Below are 23,644 nucleotides of genomic sequence, written 5' to 3'. Positions count from 1 at the left end.
ACACTGATGAAAAATTTACTATATACTGCCTTAATCGCTGTTTTGGTGATCGGCTGCAAGGATAAGACTGATAAAAAGAACATGGATGTAGATTCAGATCCTATGGCAAACTCGGAAAAGAAGGGAACACCTCCACCGCCGCCGTCTGCAACAGGGGGAGAATGGCAGGTTCTTTTTGACGGTACCAATTTTGATGCTTGGAAGCGTTATTTAGAAGATGGGGTTGGAGATGCATGGAAAATAGAGGATGGGGCTATGGTATACTATCCGCCCAAAGATCGTAAAAAAGGAGAAAAATATAATTTAGTGACCAAAAAGGACTACACCAATTTTGTACTTTCTATGGAGTGGAAAATATCCGAAGGGGGAAATAGCGGTATCTTTTGGGGAGTAAAGGAAGTGGCAAGTTTGCCTGAAGCCTATCACTCAGGACCAGAGATTCAAATATTGGATAATGATAAGCATGCGGATGCCAAAAACGGTCCTGTCCGACAGGCAGGGGCTTTGTACGATATGGTTGGGCCTAGTGAGGACGTTACTAAACCTGTTGGAGAATGGAACACTTGTGTGCTAACGGTTAATCATAAAACCAACAAGGGCTTTGTGGTATTAAATGGCAAGGAAATTACCAGCTTTCCCGTTAATGGAGCAGAATGGGACGCCATGGTGGCAAAATCTAAATTTAAGGGATCCGAACATTTTGGGAAGTATCCCACGGGAAGAATTGGGCTACAAGATCATGGTGACATCGTTTCCTTTAGAAATATAAAAATTAAATCCTTGGATTAAATGAGATCCAACCTATGTATGAGAAAAAAATTTAGTTATATCCCACTTGTATTGTTGCTAACAGTGGCCTGTAAAGAAAATGTGGCGCTAAATACCTTGGAACCCATGGAGATCGCGACAACTGCCAATAGTGTGGTAGTTTACGATGAGTATTCTGGCACCGAACCTACCAAACCCGAGGAAACCGAAGTGTATAAGCCGGTTCCTCCTGTTATAAAATCTAATGCTTCTTTTAAAGAACCGCCAAGTGATGCCATTGTGCTTTTTGGGGGTGATAATTTGGATAATTGGATCAGCTCCAAGGATAGTACCAATGCTAAGTGGCAGTTAAATTCAGAGGGTAGTATGACCGTTGCCAATAAGACTGGGGATATACAGACCGTACAGAATTTTGGAAGTATCCAATTGCATTTGGAATGGAAATCCCCCGCCGATATCCAGGGAGAAAAACAGAGTAGAGGCAATAGTGGTGTGTTTTTGCAAGGACTTTATGAGGTTCAAATACTGGATAACAACAGTAATGATACCTATGTAAACGGCCAAGTAGGCTCCGTCTATAAGCAGCATACTCCTCTTGCCATGGCATCTGTGCCCAGTGGAGAATGGAATAGCTATGACATAATTTATCATGCCCCTGAGTTTAATGAAAATGGGGGTAAAACAAAATCAGGTACTATTACCGTAATACATAATGGGATCTTGATCCAGGACCATGTAGAGATAAAGGGAACTACGCCTTATGTAGGTTGGCCCAAAAACCCATCACATGGTAAGGGCCCTTTAAGGCTTCAAGACCACGGGGATAATAGTAGGGTAGGTTTTAGGAACATCTGGGTAAGGGAATTGTAATATAATTAGAATGGGAATTTTATATTACTGCTTTGGCTACTAGTTGCTTTGCTTTATAAAAAATTCCCTTCTAAAAACACCTACTATCTTTATGGTTATTCTACGCGAAGGAGCTTGAAAACCAAATAAACTAGGGGACTTGCCAATAAAATTGGTGTCCAGATGCTGTTTTTCTAAGTCTTTTAACCCTGGCTCTGGGTGCTATTGGTTATGCAATTTTACCCACTTGGTCTATATTTCTTTCCTCTTTTTCCTTAATTGTAGCTGTCAGCATTGGACTTTGGTGCTGTGAAAATCATTGAATTAACCATTTCGATAAAGAAGGAAATCCACTAAAACCTGGGTAGTAGTTTTATTTGTAATCCACTCTGGAGAAGTACAACTGGGCGCGCAATTTTTGAATGTACTGTAGAGTTGAGCTCAAAAAATCTATTTTGCTTACATTTGCCAAAACTTAATATTATTATATGATCCAATCCATGACGGGATTTGGGAAGCATGTTATACAGCTTCCTACGAAGAAAATCACTATAGAGATCAAATCCCTTAACAGTAAAAGTCTTGATCTAAATGCCAGGATTCCTTCCGCCTACCGGGAAAGGGAATTAGAACTGCGTAAGACCATTGCCAGTTCTCTGGTTAGAGGAAAGGTAGATTTTAGCCTGTATATAGAAAATACGGGGGTGGAAACCTCTTCAGTAGTGAACGAGGCCGTAGTGCGCCAGTATATGAATCAGTTAGGAGGAATTGTTTCTGGCAATGATATGGCGTTGCTAGAAATAGCCATGCGTATGCCCGATACCATGAAGACCGAGCGGGAGGATATAGATAAAGAGGAGTATAAAATCATTGAGGAAACCTTAACCGAGGCCTTAAAGGAAATTAATACGTTTAGATCCGAGGAAGGATTGGTCTTGGAGGACGATTTTAAGGCCAGATTAGCCGTTTTAAAGGAGTTGTTGGGTAAAGTCACCCTAATGGACAAGGATAGACTGCAAACCATTAGAGAGCGGTTGGAAAAGGCAGTATCTGACCTAAAGGTAGATTTGGATGTAAACCGTTTTGAGCAGGAGTTGATCTATTACTTAGAGAAATACGATATTACTGAGGAAAAAGTAAGACTGCAAAATCATTTGGATTATTTTACCACCACCCTTAACTCCGAGGATTCCAATGGAAAGAAATTAGCCTTTATTGGGCAAGAAATCGGTAGAGAAATAAATACTATTGGGTCTAAGGCCAACTATGCACCTATGCAGCAATTGGTGGTACAGATGAAAGACGAATTGGAAAAGATTAAGGAACAAATGCTCAATGTTTTATAATGAAAGGCGGTAAATTAATTATTTTTTCAGCGCCCTCGGGAAGTGGAAAAACTACAATTGTAAAATATCTATTAGACCAGCCAGAGCTTAATTTGGCGTTTTCTATTTCTGCAACATCTAGGCCCAGACGGGGCAAGGAAAAAAATGGGGAGCATTATTATTTTATGCATTTGTCCGAGTTTAAACAGCATATAAAGGCAGACGACTTTCTGGAATGGGAAGAAGTATACCGGGATAATTTTTATGGGACCTTGAAGAGTGAGGTGGAGCGACTCTGGGCAGAAGGGAAAAATGTAATATTTGATATCGATGTCGTAGGTGGCTTGCGGATAAAGAAGAAATTTCCAGAACAGACCCTTGCCGTATTTGTAAAGCCTCCCAGTGTAGATGAGCTGAAAATTAGGTTAAAAAAACGCAGTACGGAATCCGAGGATAAAATTAATATGCGTATCGCCAAGGCGTCTGTAGAGTTAGCAACTGCACCACAATTTGACCGGATTATAAAGAATTATGACCTGGATGTAGCCCTGAAAGAAGCACATGAATTAGTGGCAGAATTTTTAGGAGTAGAAATCAAGGATTAATATATACCTTATTTTATTAAGATTGCCTTTGGACATGTAGTCAACGGCAATTCAATTTTTTATAGCGTAAACGGACTTCAATTAGGCATGAAGAAAAAAGTGGGACTATTTTTTGGAACTTTCAATCCTATACATATTGGTCACTTGGTGATTGCCAACCATATGGTAGAATTTTCGGACTTGGATGAGGTGTGGTTTGTAATTACGCCCCAAAGTCCATTTAAAACCAAAAAAACACTGTTAGACGACCATCATAGGTATCAATTGGTGTTCGAGGTTACCGAACACTATCCCAAATTGAAGCCCAGCAATATAGAATTTAACTTACCAAGGCCCAATTATACAGTGCATACACTGGTTCATATCAATGAAAAATATGGGAATACCAATGAGTTTTCCCTAATAATGGGCGAGGATAATCTAAAGAGTTTCCATAAATGGAAAAACTATGAGGTTATTCTTGAGAATCATGATATTTATGTATACCCCAGAATTTCAGAAGGAAAGATGGAAAATAGGTTTGAAGGCCATGGAAGAATACATCATGTCCCGGCCCCAATTATGGAAATTTCATCAACCTTTATCCGTACCCAAATCAAGTTGGGGAAAAACATACGACCCATGCTCCCCGATGCGGTATGGAAGTATATAGATCATATGAATTTCTATCGCTAGGTATGTCCTGCTAAATTTTTAAATCGAGTTTCCTAAAGCTCTACCTTAGCGGGCTTTACCGTGCTATCATGCTCTTGGTAGTACAATTCCAAAAGATTCATAGTGGCGTTTATAAAATCTTTAGTTTCCAAGAGAATGGTAAAGTACAAGGTGGTATTCTTGGGACTGGATTCTTCGGTACGCGTCCTTGCAATCTGCCTTTCAATTTTTTGGGACACCATGTCTAGCAAGTTTTGTTTACTGCCTAAGATAGACCCAATTTGGGTGAAGTTGCGCGATTCAAACGCGTGTTTGGTTTCGCTCAGTAATTGATCTAGCTTTTGGTCTATTTCCTTAAGTTCTTTTATCTGATTGTATTTTAATTTTTTGTGATTGTTGTGTATGTGTTTGTGGCTAATCTTGGAAAGGTATTCCAGGGATTGTGCCATATCCTGTAAATATCCCAAAATATTGATGTAAAAGTTACTTGCACCTACACTGGCATCATCCAAGTTTTTAATGAAGTAAAAGATATGGTCTCTTAGCTCATCCACTTCGGCGGAAAGTTTTACCACCTGTTTTTTGTTCTTTTTGAGTAGGTCTAAATCCTGTTTTGCCAATCCGTCTATGGTATTGGTATATATCTTATTACCTCTTTTGGCAACGTTGGATATATTGTTGGCACTTTCCTCTATTACTCCCTGAATAGAACTGCTTTCCGCGTTCCTCAGACTATCTTCAGCGCTAATTTCTTTGGATTTTTTATTGTGGGAAATATAATTATGAACTAATAGGAACACCGCGATCAATAATAAAATGGCGACCATGGAAGGTACGTGAAGGTTAATCAGGTAAACAATAACCGCAGCGGATACAAAAGCAATTAATGCTGTAAAAAACCAGCCTCCAATAACATTTAACACTCCAGCCACACGGTAAACTGCGCTTTCTGCTCCCCATGCCCTATCTGCCAAGGAAGAACCCATGGCGACCATAAAAGTAACATAGGTAGTAGACAAAGGTAATTTGTAAGAGGTAGCAACGGAAATCAAGACCCCAGCAACCATCAGGTTTACGGCTGCTCGTACCATGTCAAAGGCTGGCATTTCAAAGGTTTTGTCCTTAGACAGGGTTATGATTGGTTTTTGAAACTTGGCGTCTAATTTTTCTCTGAGCGTATTCGGGATTAAAGCGTTGACCCCTGTAGATATTAACATAGCGGCCCTAACGATACTTCTCGATAAGAAATTGGGTTGAAATCGCTCTTTGGACTCTCCCTCACGTGAAAGATTAATCTCAGTTTGGGTAACATAACGCGCTTTTTTGGAAAACCAAAGGGTAAGCACCATGGTCATACCCGCTCCGAACAATAGGTAGGTTGGAGTGGAAACTTGTGCTGCAAGAAAGCCCATATTAAATTCGTTAGCCGGTATTCCTGAAGCTTGCCAAGCCTCAAAGGATTGCCAAGCGGCAATGGGTACCCCAATAAAGTTTACCAAGTCGTTACCAGCAAATGCCAGTGCCAGTGCAAATGTGCCTACAATAATAATGAGCTTGTAAACATCATATTTTAAAACGGTAGAAATTATATAGGAAATAATGGACCAGAGTACAAGGCTGCCAATTATGATGGCTAGTGAATATTCCTTAATGGATTCTAAAAGGGAATCACTGACAAATGAGGCTCCTTTTAAGCCTTTTATCAAAATAAAATAAGTGATAGCAGTAAGGGCCATTCCGCCAAATAGTGCTCCTATCCACTTCGCTTTTTTCCTAAAATCGAACGTCAGCATAAGGCGGGAAACATATTGGACTAGTGCCCCTATAGTAAAGGCAATGACCACCGAAAGCAGTATTCCTATAATTATTTCGGTCGCCTTAGAGGTATTTATATGGTTGTACACCTCCATATAGTCGCCAGAATCTGCCGCAACCTTTATAAAAGCCATTGCTACTGATGCCCCTAATAGTTCAAATACAATGGAAACGGTAGTGGAAGTGGGTAAGCCAATGGTATTAAAGAAATCTAATAATAGTATATCAGTAATCATTACCGCCATAAAAATTATCATGATCTCACTGAACATAAACTCGCTGGGGTTAAAGATTCCCTTTCGGGCAACCTCCATCATCCCACTCGAAAAAATTGCGCCGATGGCAATTCCAAGGCTCGCTACGATCATAACGGTTCTAAAAGAGATAGCTTTAGAGCCAATAGCAGAATTTAAAAAGTTGACAGCATCGTTGCTGACGCCTACTACTAAATCGGCTATTGCCAAAAAGACTAGGGCAATGATCATTAAAAAGTAAATATTATCCATAGTATCTAAGATAGAAGTTTGCAAATATCTAAAGTTCGTTGGTCGGTAATGTTATCTTAAGGTTATGTTATTGATTAAAAATGAATATCAAATTGCAATCTATACATTAATTCATCGGTTCCTCCATTCACGGATAAATAACTTAGATCCGTTTGAATCTTAAGTTTGTGGCCTACTATATACTTGGACAGGCCTAGGGTGTATTGATTTTCGGGTCGGTTTCCTGTAATATCTTCGTCCAAGGAAATATTGGTGTACCTGCCCGATACTTCCCAGTTTTTCCTAAAAAGATAGCCTGATTGTAAATTTATGCCATCACCGATCTGTACTATGTCTCCCGTTAGGCTGCCATCAGCATTTTTTGCGATGGGGTCCTTAGCATTCCTATGGGCGTATTCACCCATAAAAGAAAAGCCTCTATATTTAAACATGGTATCAAAAAAGAGGGTGTTTATATCGGTTTTATGAAATCCTATGTCATTAACCATATATGTGCCCTGATTACTCCTAGTCTTAACGGCATCTTTGTTATGGTCATAGGTTGCAGAAAGCATTAATTTAGGCATTTCTTCATGGACTAAGTCGCCCCCCTTATATTCGCCCCCATTGGTAAATTCACCAAAAGGGAGCAGTTCCAATCTTCCTGTGAATTGAGCGCCACCAATATTTCCGTTGGTGACATTTCTACCTTCTCCTTGTGAAATGGCAAATTTTTCACGGATCAAAAACTTGTTGTGAAGAAAAAAATGGTGACGTATCTGTAGGCCTGTTTCTCTATCTAATGTAAATCTGCTATTCAATAATGATCGGTCTACTTGTTGTAGGTTTCCGGAAGAGATAACGCGATCTATATTGCCAGGTAGCTTGGTCTGACCAATCCATAACTCAAAATTTTGATAAAAATTCCACATGACAACAGCATCTAAAATATACCTTGGAGCATTACTGGTATATTCGGAGGCACCAGACATATCCCGGTTAGAGAGTCCTAGTTCTATCTTATAAGTTAGCTTTGGTGAATAGGCAAATCCATCAAATTTAAATCTAGCCCTTCGGACCAAAGCTATACTGTGCGGGTCTACCCATTTATTATTACTGTTTTGGTCCCATGTTGTGGAAGTTAAAAACTGCATTCTTGTAGCAAGCTTCATACTCCATGTACTATCCTTTCCTACAATGTTTAATAAACCTTTTCCAAACTCTGGGGCCTCAGTTTGTGAATAGGAAATAGTAGATGAGAGAATGAATAGCAATAACGCTATACGCTTCATAAAATAGTTTTATTAATTTTTGTCGCTACAAATTACCGTATTGAATGTAAAGTTAATGTTAAGAAGCCAATAATTTTACTTTAAATAACACAGCTACCTTGATCAAAGTAGCTGTGTATCATTTCAATAGTCGACAAAAACTAATAAAAAAATGAAACTAAACTGTTTATAAACAAGGGCTAATTTAGGGTTAATAAGAAAATTAAATGTAAAATTAGGATTAAGTTATCATTAAAATAGAGCCCTCACAATGGAAATTGGATATAGTTTTTATAGGAGCCTGATCTCTGAATAATGTATCTTGCAAACTTTAAATATTTACTATGGAGTGGGAACAATTACTTTCGTTAAGACGATTTGGGGATGCTTATAAAAGATTGCGAAAGGAACAGGATGAAACCCGTTTGGGTTTTGAGGTGGATTATGATCGGGTTATTTTTTCAGCAGCCTTTAGAAGTCTCCAGGACAAAACACAGGTGATTCCCTTATCTAAGACAGATTTTGTACATACGCGTTTAACACATAGTTTGGAGGTTTCTGTGGTAGGAAGGAGCTTAGGGCGTATTGCTGGGAAGAAAATATTGGAGAAACATCCGTATCTAAGTGAAGTACACGGATATAAGTTTAATGATTTTGGAGCCATTGTGGCGGCGGCGGCATTGGCACATGATATTGGCAATCCGCCATTTGGACATAGCGGAGAAAAGGCCATTGGGGAATATTTTAAAAATGGGAATGGACAACGGTTTAAGAACGAGTTGTCTAATAAGGAATACCAGGACATTCTGGAATTTGAAGGAAATGCCAATGGGTATAAATTATTAACAGAATCTAGGAAGGGCGTTGAGGGTGGCTTACGGCTTAGTTATGCTACTTTGGGGGCGTTTATGAAATACCCTAAAGAATCTCTACCCAAGAAACCCACAAAGCATATTGCGGATAAAAAATTCGGTTTTTTTCAATCTGATGTTGATTCCTTTAAGGAAGTGGCGAGTGAGTTAGGGTTAAGTACTACTTCGCATAAAGGGGATGTTGCCTATAGTAGGCATCCTTTAACCTTTTTGGTAGAGGCTGCCGATGATATTTGTTATACTATAATCGATTTTGAGGATGGTATAAATTTGGGGCTTATTCCAGAAGATTTTGCTTTGGAGTATCTGATAAAATTGGTAAAGGACAGTATCAATACTAAAAAATACAATGAATTGGCCTATATGGAGGACCGATTGAGCTATTTGAGGGCCTTGGCGATAAACACTTTAATTTCCGATGCAATAGGGACCTTTGTAGACAATGAAGAGGCGATCTTAAAAGGGGAGTTTGACGTCTCCCTAATGGAAAAAAGTAAATTTAAAGCTCAGATTGAAGATATCTTATCCTTAAGTGTAAAGAAAATATATCAATCCCAGGAAGTTATAGAAAAAGAAATTGCCGGATATAAAATAATTTCTGACATTTTGGAGGTTTATACCACTGCTTTAACGCGACATAAAGAGGGGGACGGTTCTAATTATGATCAATTAATGATTTCTACCCTACCCGAATTTTATAGAGACACCACGGGATCTACCTATTCCATATTATTAAACGCCTGTTGTTATGTGGCCAGTCTTTCGGACAGTGCCGCGGTACACATACACAACAAGATTATGGGTAAGCAACTATAAAAAAACCATTAGAAATTATAGTTGATACCTACCCCAAAGAGTTGTTTAAACTGTATTTTTGGGGTGCCGTCACTTATAATGGATCCATCATCGGCTTTAATTGGGTCAAACTTAATGTCATCATCATAGAGTATATGTGTCCCAAAGTTGGTGCTTACATACTTATTGACTTTCAGCGTAAAATTAAGCTCCCATTCCACATCAATATTTCCAAAGCTTTTTAGATAATCCGAATACAGGCTTAAACGATGCCTTACCCCAATGTTCTCAAAAAGATCGCCCTGCCAAGTATTGGTAATCAATACTCCAAATTCCATAACTGAATTCTCTCCATCCTTGATTTTGTTCTTATCTGCATCGTACTTTGCTTTTTCCACTCCAAATGCACCTTTATCTGCGAGATTTTGATCTAATACAAAAGTTACCTTTTGGGTAAAGGGTGACAAATAGAGGTTAAACTTTTTCCCTTCTGGGATATACGAAGTTCCCGCACCAATAAAGCCATATCCAGGGGACATAAACCTAGAGACGGGGGCTTGCCTATTGGGGTACTTGTATCCATTGGAGAATTGGGTGTTAAAGTTAGCTCTAACACTGTAGTACCAATTGCTAATGGTATCACGTCTATAAGCAAATGTGGAACTAAAGCGAATTGCGTCGTCCGCTTTTCGCATTTTTTGATTTTCTTGGGAATTGAGGCCATATCGGAGTTCCAATAAATTTTCCCATTGGACATATCGAAATTTATAATTTCGGAGAAACTTTATATTCGCTAGGGCAGATATAGAATTGTTGCCCCCTGCGTTCCAGTTTACAAAAGCTACTTCATTTAAGTTTACGCTAAGTTTGTTTTCCTTTTCCCAAAAAGAAGGAATTCTAAAGGGTCGGTATTCTTCGTCCAGAGCCTTTGTTTTATTAAAGGTTATTACTGGCCCAGTCAGATTGGCTCCCCTAGAAAGGTTCTTTATTTTGTTTTGCAAGGTCCTGATCACAATGGTATCTACCCGCATTGTATCTATCCTCATGGTATCAACGGTGATGGGAGTTACCTTAGTGGTGTCGGTTTCGGATTTTTTGATAGGTGTTACCTGAGCGTTTATAGGAATTAACCAAAATAATAAGAGGACAATGAAGATGATTTTACCGCGCATGTTAATCTTTATTCAGTATATTATTAATATGATTCCAAAGGGTCGTTTTATCTATTCCAGCTATGCGTTGAAGTTCCTCCACTGTTCCATGTTCTATAAACACTTCTGGAACGCCAATTATTTGTATAGGTATTTTACAATTTATTTCATTAGCAAACTCTAATACGGCACTGCCAAAGCCACCGGTGCTACATCCGTCTTCAATGGTAATGACATGGGAGTACTCTTGGAAAATGTTTTGCAACATCTCCTTGTCAAGTGGTTTCACAAACCTCATATTGTAAAGTCCTACCTCATTTTCATTATTTAATTCCGAAAGCAATTCCAAAACCATATTTCCTATATGACCGATGGAGAGTATTGCAATTTTCGTGCCTTTTTTTAATTCTTCTGCGCTACCTATCGGAATCTCGGCAAATTTCTGTTTCCAATCTAAAATAACCCCTCTTCCCCTAGGGTATCTAATGGCAATAGGATGTTTTAATCCTAATTGTGCCGTATACATTATGTTTCTTAGCTCAATTTCGTTCATCGGCGCAAAAATAATAAGATTTGGGATACACCGTAATTGAGCCATATCATATAGACCGTGGTGGGTGGCACCATCTTGGCCTACTAATCCTGCGCGATCCAAACAGAATATTACGGGAAGGTTCTGTAGGGCAACATCGTGGATTAGCTGGTCATAGGCGCGTTGAAGAAAGGTAACATATATATTGCAAAAGGGAACCATACCTTCAGCAGCCATTCCAGCTGCCATGGTTACGGCATGCTGTTCTGCAATACCTACGTCAAATGCCCTTTCTGGCATCAGGTCCATCATATATTTCAACGAGCTTCCAGTAGGCATAGCGGGAGTTATTCCAACTATTCTGGGATTTAATTTGGCCAATTCAACTAGGGTATGTCCAAATACATCCTGATACTTAGGAGGTTCATTTTCAGAAATCTTGGGCAATATATCCCCGGTAATCTTGTCAAATTTTCCAGGTGCATGGTACACCACTTGATTTTCCTCTGCTTTTTTAAGTCCTTTCCCTTTGGTAGTAATGATATGTAGTAATTTTGGGCCGGCTACAGATTTTAGTCTTTCCAGTTCTTTGACTAGAAGGGGGAGGTCATGGCCATCTAAAGGACCTGTGTAATCAAAATTTAAGCACTCAAAAATATTCTCGTCCTTTGCTGTTCCTTTCTTAACATTGGTAAGGTATTTTTTTAACGCCCCAACGCTAGGGTCTATACCAATAGCATTGTCATTTAAAACTATAAGGATATTTGGATCGGTGTCTCCTGCGTGGTTCAAGCCCTCAAAAGCCATCCCACTGGCTATGGAGGCGTCCCCGATCACGGCAATATGCTGTTTTTTTGTTTCGCCTTTTAACCGAGATGCCATGGACATTCCCAAGATGGCGGAGATAGAAGTGGAGCTATGCCCAGTTCCAAAGGCATCGTATTTGCTCTCCTCCCGTTTAGGGAATCCACTAATTCCGTCGAGTTGTCTGTTGGTGTGAAAAATTTCCCTGCGTCCAGTAAGTATCTTATGCCCATAGGCCTGATGCCCAACGTCCCAGATAAGGTTATCATAAGGAGTGTTAAAAACATAATGTAAAGCTATGGTTAGTTCCACAACCCCCAAGCTAGCCCCTAAATGTCCTTCTTTGTTCGCTACAATATCGATAATGAATTCGCGTAATTCCTTAGCAAGTTGGGATAACTCTGCCACTGGTAGTGTACGAATATCGGTAGGAGTGTTAATATGCTGTAGAATTCCTTTTGACATCTATTAAAAAGTGAAACACAAAGCTAAGGTATTTAGATTTTGAAATCTGTAAAACTTTGGTTATGATTAATGCTATTTGTATCAATTTATAAGGAAATACCTCTTTTTGTTTTAGCGTTGCATTATAATTGAGTAGTAGTACAAGGTAATTGATACTTGTTTTTGTTAGATTTAGGTTGAAAATTTTTGCACCCTGCAATAAAGGACAGAATTTTTTCTGACGACGATATACCGTAAAAGCCGGGTTAGATGGTATAATTATTTTGGCTAAACTTAATTATTGATTATTATTGTTGCATAAAAGCTGTACCATGATCAATCCGTTTGACGATGTCTATTTTATGAAAAAAGCCTTTCAAGAGGCAGAGGCTGCCTTTGAGAAAGGGGAAGTTCCTGTGGGGGCCATAGTGGTTGTGGAGAATAGGATCATTGCTAGGGGACATAATTTAACCGAACAGCTTATTGATGTGACTGCTCATGCCGAGATGCAAGCCATTACGGCGGCATCTAACTTTTTGGGAGGGAAATATCTTCAGAATTGTACTTTATATGTAACCCTAGAGCCCTGTCAGATGTGTGCAGGAGCATTGTATTGGAGTCAGATTTCCAAAATAGTTTATGGCGCAAGGGACATGGAAAGAGGGTTTATTGCAATGAGCTCACAATTGCACCCCAAGACGGAAGTGGTAGGAGGAGTTTTGGAAGCGGAAGCCTCGGAAATTCTAAAAAGATTTTTTATTCAAAAGAGAAATCTGAATTGAAGTACAAGGCGCATAATCCTAAGGGTACGCAACCATTTTTTTGATACTACATCTATTGAATTATAGGTGATGTGGGCAGCTACTTTATTTAATAATGGTAACTATGGGAAAATTTAGTCGTATTAAAATTCTTCTCCTTATTATTTTAGTAGGTAGTTTAAAGGGATGTAGTAGGGAAAAAGAAGAGTCCACCTTTGAATTTATGGAGGGGAAATGGGAGTTGTTACATATTAGCGGAGGATTTGCTGGAATAGATGAGGATTTTGAGCCAGGTAGCATTGTCTGGAACTTTCATACGGATAGTGGTACTTTAATAATAGAAAATATGTCCAATTCAGATGCACTCTACAAAGGACTGCCTACAGGGGATTACTCGTATTCCGTGATAATTGCAAAGAAAAATTTATTTTTGGAAGTGAATTCCCAAGAGTTTGGGGGGCTTACTTTAACGAATAATCAAATGGTGCTAAATCAAAACATTATAACCAATGGCAGTGGTGCAGATGGATTTATATTGCGTTTAAAACGATGACTATTTACGGAAATTTCTATACATCAAAAGAATCGATTTGCATAGAAAAATGGTAGTCTAATTGTTTTTTGAATATCAATTAAAAAAATTGGGAATAATAAGAGTTGTGATTACTTCTTGTCCCCAGATTTTTTATCCTTTCCTTGCATTTTTCTTATATTTTCCTCGTTCAACATATAATCTTTCATTTTTTTACCCTTACTGACCTTGAACAGGAATAGTGGCATGGCGATTAAAAAAATGCCCACGGTGCCAAAACCGATACATTTATTGGCCAAGACCAGGTCTGTTTCCTGTATAGAAAATCCGTAAAGAATAGAGGACACCGATGCAATGAGAACTAGGAAAATAAAATATTTCATGATATGGGGTAATTACCTGGTAAAATTAATCAATTTTCTGCGGTAGGCGGTCAGGAGTTTCGATTTGGAAACAAATCCGATGTATTTTCCATTTTTTATTACGGGCAGGTTCCAAGCCGCGGTATCCTGGAATTTCTGCATTACTGTTTTCATATTGTCCTTTTCAAAAAAGATGTGTTCGGGCGGATTGTGCATGAAATTTTCAACCTTCATGGTCTCGTACAAGGTGGTATCGAACATAAATTTTCGAATATCGTCCAAGAGTACAATACCCACTAAAATATCATTGTCATCTATAACTGGAAAGAGATTTCGGGTAGATTTGGAGACACAGTTATGTAGCATGCTTCCCAGTGTCATATCGGGATGGACCGTTTTAAAATTCTTTTCTATAACACTTTCTAAGGTCATTGTCGTAAGTACATTTTGATCCTTGTCATGGGTGAGTAAATCGCCCCTTTCCGCCAATTCACGGGTGTAAATGGTGTGTTCTAAAGATCCTTTGGTGATAAGATAGGAAATAGCAACGGTAATCATCAATGGTATAAAAAGCTCATAGCCCCCAGTAATTTCCGCAATTAGGAATATGGCCGTTAATGGAGCGTGAATTACACCAGTAATCAACCCAGCCATGCCTACCAAAGTAAAGTTGGCTTCTGAGACCTCTATTCCCAGTCCTAAATTGTTGATAATCTTAGCCACAACATTGCCAAGTGCGCTTCCCATCACCATAGTAGGGATAATGACTCCACCTACACCTCCGGCGGCAAAAGTAACCGTCATTGCAATAGTTTTGAAAATGGTGAAGCCGATTAGAAGGGCGATTACCACCCAGATATTATCAATAAAATCATCAAATGGGGTTTCGCCCAAGGCTTGTAAGTGGTTCCCCTCGAACAAATCTTTGGTAAAACTTAGTCCCTCCCCATATAGTGGTGGGATAAAATACAACATCACCCCAATGGTAAGTCCGCCTACCAAGACTTTAAGGAAGGGTGTTTTAAATCGATCAAAAAAAGAGTAAACAGCAAAATAAATTTTCGTAAAGTATATAGATCCTATGCCCGTACCCAATCCAAGGAGAATATAAGGAGCAGCATCGTTTATAACAAATTTATCCACGATGTCGAAGCTGAAAATTGTTTCGTCCCCTAGAAAAAAGTAGGAGGTAAGCACAGAAGAAATAGACGCCGTCAATAGGGGCAATAAGGAGACAAAAGTAAGGTCTAGACTAAAGAGTTCTATGGCCAATACTACGGCAGCAATAGGGGTTTTGAACATGGAGGCCACAGCGCCCGAGGTGGCACACGCTATGAGCAGGGTTCGCGTCTTGCTGTCTACATTGAGCAAGCGACCCAAATTGGAGCTAATGGCCGAGCCTGAGGTTATAGCTGGACCTAACAATCCTACAGATCCCCCAAAACCTACGGTTAAGGGAGCCATGATTAAAGGGTGGTAAATAAGCTTATAGGAGAGGATTCCGTTTTGTCTGAGCAAAGAATATAGCAAGGAGGGAATGGCCCTTTTTATAAAGGAGGGTATCGGAGGGCGTAGGCCATTACGTAGAAGTACTTTTTTTGATAGGTAAACCAGTAGCAGGCCTACAAAGGGCAAAATAAAATAAAGTTGATTCTCGGAGAAAATAATCCCCTCTTCTAAGATAGAAGCTACGCTGTAGGTTAGATTCTTAATGGTTACTGAGGCCAACCCGGCTAATAATCCAACAACCGCACTTAAAATAAGCACAAAATTCTTTTGGGAAGTGTATTTGTACCTCAAGCGAAAAAACCGGGCAAGAATCTTTTTCTTTTTGATAACGAAATGTTGAATTAGTAACTAAATATATTGAAAAAATCTGCTGTTCTCGTTATAATTGGAGTGCAAGTTTAAAAAAGAGTATTAAGAATAGATGTACATTGTGGATAGTTGTTGGGACAATGGCAATGTTGGATTCTAATAGGTGAATTAACGAAAAGTTGTGCCTTAAAAAAGTAAGCGGTATTCTGTGAGTAATAAAAATAAATTATTTACACTAAGTTATGATAAATTTATAGTTATTCCGAGTAGTTTTTTAAAAGCTTTCGGTAATTGTTCAGTATCATAGAGCGACTCACAAAGCCATGGAATTTTCGTTCGTTATCCAGGACAGGGAGTTGCCAAACATCGGCTTCATCAAACATTTTTATTACCTTCATTACAGAATCTGCAGAAGATACTATGAACGATGGGTTTATCGCAAGTTTACTAACACTGGTTTCCTTGGTTGATTTTTTACCAAGAAGGTAAGGTCTCAATTGTTCCCGGTTCAAAATTCCCCAAAATTGATTATTACCATCAACGACGGCTATTGTATTTTGATCGCTGTTTCTAAACTTACTTAGGACATTCTCTATTTCGTCCAACGTACTTATTTTTAAGGATGCCCTATTCAGGCAATCTTGAAGCCGGATATGTGATAGGATGTTTTGATCCTGTCTGGTCGTGAATATCTCTCCCTTTTCTGCTAGGGTTTTATATACTGGATTAATTGGAGAGAAGTACCGATTTATTGCATAAGCTATAACAGCTACGATCATCAAAGGTATAAATAAGTCGTATCCACTACTGGTCTCGGCAATAAGGAAAATACCGGTCAACGGTGCATACATTGCTCCGGACATAACCCCAGCCATCCCTACAAGCATTAGGTTGGTGGTAGGTACATTGGGCATGCCCATCATCTCCAATGTAAATCCGAATAAATAACCGAGCAATCCGCCTGCCACCAGAGAAGGGGCGAAGTTTCCCCCATTTCCGCCGGCGCTGAGGGTGATGCTGGTAGCAAATGCTTTCAAAAGAAGTGTAAACGCTAAAAATGCGAGGATGATCAGCTCTGAGTCCCCAAAATAGCGGAACAAGCTCTCATGTACTAAGTTTTCAACATTTCCTTGATGGAGTATGCGGATATTCATATAACCCTCTCCAAAAAGTGGAGGAAATGCAACACATAAGAGAGAAAGTATTGTGCCTCCGATAAGGGCTCTCAAAAGGACCCGATGTTTGAAGCGTTCAAAAAAATGATGCACTTTCTTTCCGACCAAGAGAAAGTAACGTGCATAAAAACCGGTTAACACTCCTAGAGCAACATAGTAGGGGACATTGCCATAATTAAAGATTTCTCTCGCCTGAAAATTGAATAATACGTCTTCGTCCAAGATAATCATTGAGAGCAAACTACCACATATGGCGGCGATAACAAGTGGAATAAAATCGGTGAATACTAAACCTGTCAACAAAATTTCAAAAGCAAACATCACACCAGCTATGGGAGCGTCGAAGGCTGCTGCAATTCCTGCAGCGGCACCTGATGCAAGCAACAAGGTGCGTTCCTTAAAGCCTAAACGATAGCGTTGCGCATAGTTTGATCCGATAGCCGAGCCTGTTACAGCAATGGGTGTTTCTAGCCCGACCGAGCCTCCAAATCCCACGGTTATGGCGCTTTGTATTATCTGCGAATACATTTTATTCGGTTTTACCTTGCTGCCATTTTGGGATATGTCCTTTAAGACAAAGGAAAGCTCTTTCTCTTCATTGGATTTGAATAAATACTTAACGATTAAAGAGGTAAGTATAATCCCTACTAAGGGGAAGATGGCATAAACGAACATCCGTTCTTTAAAGGGCACATCGTTATTAATAAAGGATTGTATGTGATGGACGAGGATCTTTAAAAGTACTCCGGCCAATCCTGCACTTAATCCTACAAGGATTCCCGAAAGAATAAGAAATTGGGAGCGCGTTAATCGTTCATTGATCCAAAATAAGAGAATTTCTATAACATTGAATTTTCTAAAAGGATATTTGACAAATGCTTTTTTAAACTGCAAAAAGCTAACGACCAGTTTTTTAATCTTGTATAACATTAAGGCTTGATTTCTTTAAACATCCTAGACGGAAACTGAGGTAAATTTACAGTAAGAACTATAAAATATACTTTTACAGGAAGTCGCCCCTACCGGATCCGGTGCTAAACCACGGCAGAATATTGATTTGAGACACTAAATGTCGTTGTGAAATATGCTTCCCCAATCAGAAAGGTAAAAATTAAATAGGGCCATTTATTCGGATCGACATTTTGACTATTTTCTTCCCGTTCATTGCTACTACTAAATTTAGGCTTTGTTTAGAGACCTCCTACCAAAAGACACCTCATAGATCCAACTTCAAGCCCAACTCCTTCAACTGTTTTTGGTCTATTGCCGCAGGGGCATCGATCATCACATCCCTTCCGCTGTTATTTTTTGGAAAAGCAATAAAATCTCTAATCGTTTCCTGTCCCCCTAAAATGGCTACCAATCTATCCAGTCCAAAAGCCAATCCTCCGTGTGGGGGAGCTCCGTACTGAAAAGCGTCCATTAAAAACCCAAATTGCGCCTTAGCTTCTTCTGGGGTAAATCCAAGATGTTTAAACATGGTGGCCTGCATCTGCTTATCGTGTATACGAATAGATCCTCCACCAATTTCATTACCGTTCAATACCAAATCGTATGCATTGGCCTTTACGGCTCCTGGATCGGTATCTAAAAGTGATAATTGTCCTGGTTTTGGAGAGGTAAATGGATGGTGCATTGCGTGGTAATGCCCGGTTTCCTCATCCAATTCCAACAATGGGAAATCTATGACCCATAACGGGGCGAATTCCTCTTTTTTACGAAGTCCCAATCGTTCTGCTATTTCCATTCTCAAGGCACTCAATTGTGTTCTAGCCTTGTTGGCGTCCCCAGAGAGTACGCAGATAAGATCACCTGGTTCTGCACCCGTAACTTCAGCCCATTTTCCAAGATCGTCCTGATCAAAGAATTTATCGACGGAGGATTTAAACGATCCGTCCTCGTTGTATTTGGCATATACCATTCCCTTGGCACCAACCTGTGGACGGCGTACCCAATCTACAAGGGCATCAATTTCTTTTCTGGTATAGGAAGCCGCGCCTGGAATGGCAATTCCCACTACTAATTCGGCATCGTTAAAAATCCCGAACTCTTTGTGTTGCGCAACGGCATTAAGCTCGCCAAATTCCATTCCAAAACGGATATCTGGTTTGTCATTGCCATATTTCTTCATCGCATCATCGTAGGTCATCCTGGGGAATTTGTCTACGCTAACTCCTTTTATTTCCTGCAATAGATGTCTGGTAAGACCCTCAAAAACATTTAAGATGTCTTCTTGTTCCACAAAGGCCATTTCGCAGTCTATTTGGGTGAATTCGGGTTGCCTATCGGCCCGAAGATCTTCGTCCCTAAAACATTTAACGATCTGGAAGTATTTGTCCATTCCTCCGACCATCAGTAATTGTTTGAAGGTTTGTGGCGATTGTGGTAAGGCGTAAAACTGGCCTTCGTTCATTCGACTGGGAACCACAAAATCCCTTGCCCCTTCGGGCGTGGATTTTATTAAATACGGGGTTTCTACTTCAATAAAGTCTTGATCGGAAAGGTATTTCCTTACCTCCATAGCAACCTTATGTCTAAAAATAAGATTGTTCTTTACTGGATTTCTACGAATATCCAAATAGCGGTATTTCATCCTGATGTCCTCACCTCCGTCGGTCTGATCTTCTATGGTAAAGGGAGGTACAAGAGATTTGTTTAGAATTTTTATTTCGGAGACCAAGACCTCCACATTCCCGGTAGGGATATTTGGATTTTTGGAAGTACGCTCCAAGACCGTGCCTTTTACTTGAACTACAAACTCCCGTCCTAGAGACCTTGCAGTGTCCATTATCTCTTTGGAGGAACGTTCCTCATCAAAAATTAATTGGGTAATTCCGTACCTATCCCTTAAATCGGTCCAAATTACAAATCCTTTATCTCTCACGGTTTGTACCCATCCAGACAGGGTAACCTCTGAATTTTGGTTGGTTTCCCGTAATTCACCACAGTTATGACTTCTATACATTTTATTCTTGATCTATAAGAACGCAAATGTAAGAAGATATGCTGTTAACGGCTAAAAATAATTGGGCTGAATTTATTTATTGATTCTTATTTCTTTGGCTGTTAGGATGATGTCCTTATAAAAATAAAGCGACCATTATATTGGTCGCTTTATTTTGTTTTATTGGGATACCACAACTGAGTTGGGATCACTTTCGGTATTTCCCTTGGTTCCCTTTATTGCTATTTTTATTCTATAGGTGATATTGAACAGCACTGGAACAATGACCAAGGTAAGAAAGGTGGCAACGATAAGACCAAATATAACGGTCCATGCCAGGGGTCCCCAGAATACCACATTATCTCCTCCCACATAAATATGGGGGTTGAATTCCGTAAATAGTGCGAAAAAATCAATGTTTAGACCGATTGCCAAAGGAATTAGACCCAATACCGTAGTAATGGCCGTTAGGATAACGGGACGTAACCTTGCTTTTCCTCCTTGTATAATAGTTTCTGTTACTTGTTCCCTAGTTAGAAGATCTGAATCGTCCATATTGAGTCTCACCATCTTTCGATCGATCAATATTTGGGTGTAATCTAATAGGACTACTCCGTTGTTCACTACTATTCCCGCCAAGGAAATAATACCCATCATAGTCATCATGATCACAAAAGACCAACCGGTAATCATAATTCCCCCAAAAACGCCGATAAAGCTCAGGAATATGGCAATCATAATAATCAAAGGTTTGGAAATACCCCCGAACTGAAAGATCAATATCAACATAATTAAGCCCAAACCTGTAAAGAAGGCGCCAACCAAGAATTGCATCTGTTTATTTTGTTCCTCAATCTGTCCCGTATAATCAATTTTTATTCCCGCTGGCAGCTTCTTAAACTCTTCCATTTCTTTCTGAATTTCGGCCACTATCGCTGCGGCATCGGTAAACCCGGGTTGTAGGCCAGAATATACGGTAACTACACGTTTGCCATCCCTGTGCTTAATGGCACTGAAGGAGGAAGTGTTTTTTTCTGTCGCTACTGCAGATATGGGAATTTCCTTGATCTTTCCACTTGCTTGGTCCCTAAAAATAATATTTTGATTGAAAAGGGCACTTCTATTGTAGCGTAGGTCTTCATTGAACCGTATGTTTATGTCATAATCATCGCCATCTTCCTTGTAGATCCCAGCTTTTTCGCCAAATAATGATCTTCGCAATTGGTTTCCTACCTGTCCCACCGATACGCCAAGTCCCCCTGCTTTTTTTCGGTCCACGATAACTTGCATGGAGGGCTTGCTTTTGTTAACATCGATCTTTATTTCTTCAATCCCGGCAATACTTTTAGTATTGATAAAGTTTCTGATATTTTCGGCAGTATTGATAAGCTCGTCATAATCCTTACCTTCCAATTCTATATTGATAGGATATCCTGCAGGTGGCCCATTGGCGTCTTTTTCCACTGATATAGCCACACCGGGATAAATACCACTTAAACCAGCCTGTACTTTGGCTCTAATATCCTCGGTATCCTTTCCTCTACGGTATTTAAACTCACTAAAGTTTACCGTTAACTTTCCCCTATGTGGCATTTCTGCAGTAGATCCACCATCTGTTAACGGATTTCCGGCGCCTTCCCCAACTTGAGAGACCGCGGAAGTCATCATAAAGTTCTTTCCGTTATCCATGTATTCCTCATCATTTATAATGGCATAGACCCTTTTCTCTACATCTAGGGTTAATTCATTAGTCTTTTCGATGGAGGTGCCTTCGGGATATTCTATATACACATAAATCTCATTGGGCCTATTGTCTGGGAAGAATTCTATTTTGGTCCGTCCGCTTCCAACCGATATGCCAAACAACATAAATACACCCACCAATAATAAAACGGTTATCCCAAAATACCAGTACACGTTTTTACCTCGTAAGGCATGTACCAATCGTTTTTCGTACCAGTTTTCAAATTTGGACATCGCGTTTTTTTGAAACCCAATGGCCCATTTCTTAAGAAGATACTTATATCCCCAGAACAGTATTGCGGTAAAGATCATTACAGAGCCTAAACCGCGCATGGCACCGCCGAACACTAATATCAGCGATCCTAATCCACCTAAAATAATACTCAGGCGGATCAATTGTTTTACAGTGAGTTCCTTTTCGTCTGTATCCATGAATCTGGATACTAACATAGAGTTCATAAATATTGCCACGACCAGAGAAGATCCCAAAACAACGGATAAGGTGATGGGGAAGAAGATCATAAACTGGCCAAAAATCCCCGGCCACAGCCCTAAAGGCACAAAGGCAGCCACGGTAGTTGCTGTAGAAATAATAATGGGAAAGGCGATCTCTCCGATCCCTTTTTTGGCCGCTTCTATTCTTGGCATGCCCTCATCCATTAATCGGTATACGTTTTCTACCACTACAATACCATTGTCCACCAACATTCCCAATCCCATAATCATTCCAAAAAGGATCATGGTATTTAAGGTGTATCCCAACAAGGATAAGATCATAAAGGACATAAACATGGACATAGGGATGGCGAAGCCCACAAAAAGGGCATTTCGAAAGCCTAAAAAGAACATCAGAACGGTAACAACAAGGATAATCCCAAAAATAATGTTGTTTACCAAATCATCTACCTGGTTCAATGTTCTGGTAGAGGAGTCGTTGGCGATGGAAATATGTAGGTCTGCCGGAAAATAATTGGTTTGGGTAGATTTTACAATTTCCCTGATCTGGTCTGCGGCAGATATCGCATTACGGCCCGCACGCTTTTTAACGTCAAGCATCACTACGCTCTCTCCAAATTCACGGGCATAGGTAGTCCTTTCCTTTTCCTCAAAACGTATCTCAGCAATATTTTTAAGGTAAACGGTACCATCGTCGGATTTCACCACAAAATCCAAAAGATCCGTTGGGTTTTCTATTTCCCCCAATATACGTATGGTACGTCGTTGTCCACTAGCTTGTAAGTTTCCTGCAGACATGGTCATGTTTCCGTTGCCAATGGCTTGGATTATATCGTCAAAACTGACTTTAGCCGCCATCATTTTATAGACATCAACGGCAACCTCAACTTCTTTTTCCTGAGCCCCACGAATATCAGCTTTCTTTATTTCTGGAAGATCTTCAATTTCATCCTGGAGATATTCTGCGTATTCTTTTAATTTTTCCACGGGATAATCCCCTGTAAAATTAATGTTCATAATAGGCACCTCCTCGGAAAAATTAAGATCAAACACATTGGGATCTACCTTGGCACCATTAAAAGTGGGCCAGTCTTCACTTGCTTTTTCTGCATCAACTTCGTCCTTTACCTTTTGTTTTGCCGATTCAACCGTTATTTCCTCATCAAACTCCACCGTAATAATGGCGTAATCTTCCTGAGAGGTAGATACTATCTCTACTACGTTACTAATGTTTTTTAACCTATCCTCTAAGGGATCTGTAATTAAACGTTCTATATCTTCTGCCGTATTTCCAGGGTAAGGGGTGCTAATGTATATCTTGGTCTCTATAATTTCAGGGAAATCCTCCCTTGGCATAGCAAAGTAGGACGACAATCCGATCCATAGAAATATACCGATCATCACATAAATCACAGATGGATTATCTATGGCCCATGAGGACAGCTTAAATTCCTTGTCAGCGTTCTTTTGTAATTTGCTCATG

Annotated in this window: 17 protein-coding genes; 8 read left to right on the top strand and 9 right to left on the bottom strand. The window is 39.6% G+C overall.

Annotated elements, in window-relative coordinates:
* Nucleotides 1-6 precede the first annotated feature (6 nt).
* The 5 genes from KCTC52924_RS05675 to nadD all read left to right on the top strand — a co-directional run bounded on the left by KCTC52924_RS05675 (nt 7) and on the right by nadD (nt 4,222).
* A complete protein-coding gene (locus KCTC52924_RS05675; RefSeq protein ID WP_251807607.1) occupies nt 7-789 on the top strand; it encodes a DUF1080 domain-containing protein in 783 nt (260 codons plus the stop codon).
* A 105-nt stretch (nt 790-894) separates the two neighbouring features.
* Nucleotides 895-1,638 (top strand): DUF1080 domain-containing protein, encoded by a 744-nt coding sequence (locus KCTC52924_RS05670; RefSeq protein WP_251807668.1) that lies wholly within the window; start codon nt 895-897, stop codon nt 1,636-1,638.
* A gap of 467 nt (nt 1,639-2,105) precedes the next feature.
* Complete coding sequence (locus KCTC52924_RS05665) at nt 2,106-2,963, top strand: YicC/YloC family endoribonuclease (RefSeq protein WP_251807608.1); 858 nt, start codon at nt 2,106-2,108, stop codon at nt 2,961-2,963.
* Nucleotides 2,963-3,547: a guanylate kinase gene (gene gmk / locus KCTC52924_RS05660; protein WP_251807609.1), complete on the top strand. Its 585-nt coding sequence runs from the start codon at nt 2,963-2,965 to the stop codon at nt 3,545-3,547. The genes KCTC52924_RS05665 and gmk overlap by 1 nt, the downstream gene beginning before the upstream one ends.
* An 87-nt stretch (nt 3,548-3,634) precedes the next feature.
* Nucleotides 3,635-4,222 (top strand): nicotinate (nicotinamide) nucleotide adenylyltransferase, encoded by a 588-nt coding sequence (nadD, locus tag KCTC52924_RS05655; protein ID WP_251807610.1) that lies wholly within the window; start codon nt 3,635-3,637, stop codon nt 4,220-4,222.
* A 32-nt stretch (nt 4,223-4,254) separates the two neighbouring features.
* Here the strand turns inward: nadD and KCTC52924_RS05650 are convergent, their stop codons facing one another.
* Both KCTC52924_RS05650 and KCTC52924_RS05645 read right to left on the bottom strand, forming a co-directional pair.
* Nucleotides 4,255-6,522 carry an inorganic phosphate transporter gene (locus tag KCTC52924_RS05650; protein ID WP_251807611.1) on the bottom strand — a complete coding sequence of 756 codons (2,268 nt, stop codon included), beginning with the start codon at nt 6,520-6,522 and terminating at the stop codon, nt 4,255-4,257.
* A gap of 74 nt (nt 6,523-6,596) precedes the next feature.
* Nucleotides 6,597-7,793, bottom strand: coding sequence for a porin (locus KCTC52924_RS05645; RefSeq protein ID WP_251807612.1), 1,197 nt, complete (start codon nt 7,791-7,793; stop codon nt 6,597-6,599).
* 323 nt (nt 7,794-8,116) lie between these two features.
* Between KCTC52924_RS05645 and dgt the strand changes: the two genes are divergently transcribed.
* Nucleotides 8,117-9,460, top strand: coding sequence for a dGTP triphosphohydrolase (gene dgt, locus KCTC52924_RS05640; protein ID WP_251807613.1), 1,344 nt, complete (start codon nt 8,117-8,119; stop codon nt 9,458-9,460).
* Between the two features lie 8 nt (nt 9,461-9,468).
* Here the strand turns inward: dgt and KCTC52924_RS05635 are convergent, their stop codons facing one another.
* Nucleotides 9,469-10,611, bottom strand: coding sequence for a DUF3078 domain-containing protein (locus KCTC52924_RS05635; protein ID WP_251807614.1), 1,143 nt, complete (start codon nt 10,609-10,611; stop codon nt 9,469-9,471).
* 1 nt (nt 10,612) lies between these two features.
* The gene (locus tag KCTC52924_RS05630; protein WP_251807615.1) at nt 10,613-12,391 is read right to left on the bottom strand and encodes a 1-deoxy-D-xylulose-5-phosphate synthase; all 1,779 of its coding nucleotides are present in this window, start codon (nt 12,389-12,391) and stop codon (nt 10,613-10,615) included.
* Nucleotides 12,392-12,702: 311 nt separating this feature from the next.
* On the opposite strand from KCTC52924_RS05630, the gene KCTC52924_RS05625 reads away from it, so the two are divergent.
* Together KCTC52924_RS05625 and KCTC52924_RS05620 are read left to right on the top strand one after the other, a co-directional pair.
* On the top strand, nt 12,703-13,152 hold the full coding sequence (locus KCTC52924_RS05625) for a nucleoside deaminase (protein ID WP_251807616.1): 450 nt from the start codon (nt 12,703-12,705) through the stop codon (nt 13,150-13,152).
* Nucleotides 13,153-13,255: 103 nt separating this feature from the next.
* A complete protein-coding gene (locus KCTC52924_RS05620) occupies nt 13,256-13,684 on the top strand; it encodes a hypothetical protein (protein WP_251807617.1) in 429 nt (142 codons plus the stop codon).
* Nucleotides 13,685-13,794: 110 nt separating this feature from the next.
* Here KCTC52924_RS05620 and KCTC52924_RS05615 read toward each other — a convergent pair whose 3' ends face one another.
* The 5 genes from KCTC52924_RS05615 to KCTC52924_RS05595 form a co-directional block, all read right to left on the bottom strand.
* A complete protein-coding gene (locus KCTC52924_RS05615; RefSeq protein WP_251807618.1) occupies nt 13,795-14,046 on the bottom strand; it encodes a hypothetical protein in 252 nt (83 codons plus the stop codon).
* A gap of 12 nt (nt 14,047-14,058) precedes the next feature.
* Entirely contained in the window at nt 14,059-15,861 is a 1,803-nt protein-coding gene (locus KCTC52924_RS05610; RefSeq protein ID WP_370671543.1) for a chloride channel protein, read from the bottom strand.
* Between the two features lie 239 nt (nt 15,862-16,100).
* The gene (locus KCTC52924_RS05605) at nt 16,101-17,948 is read right to left on the bottom strand and encodes a chloride channel protein (RefSeq protein WP_251807620.1); all 1,848 of its coding nucleotides are present in this window, start codon (nt 17,946-17,948) and stop codon (nt 16,101-16,103) included.
* Nucleotides 17,949-18,234: 286 nt separating this feature from the next.
* Nucleotides 18,235-19,983, bottom strand: a complete 1,749-nt coding sequence (gene aspS, locus KCTC52924_RS05600; protein ID WP_251807621.1) for an aspartate--tRNA ligase — start codon at nt 19,981-19,983, stop codon at nt 18,235-18,237.
* Between the two features lie 159 nt (nt 19,984-20,142).
* Complete coding sequence (locus KCTC52924_RS05595) at nt 20,143-23,643, bottom strand: efflux RND transporter permease subunit (RefSeq protein WP_251807622.1); 3,501 nt, start codon at nt 23,641-23,643, stop codon at nt 20,143-20,145.
* Nucleotide 23,644 lies beyond the last annotated feature (1 nt).

Source organism: Arenibacter antarcticus (genome assembly GCF_041320605.1).
GTDB classification, from domain to species: Bacteria; Bacteroidota; Bacteroidia; order Flavobacteriales; family Flavobacteriaceae; genus Arenibacter; species Arenibacter antarcticus.
This window is presented reverse-complemented; position numbering and strand designations above follow the sequence as displayed.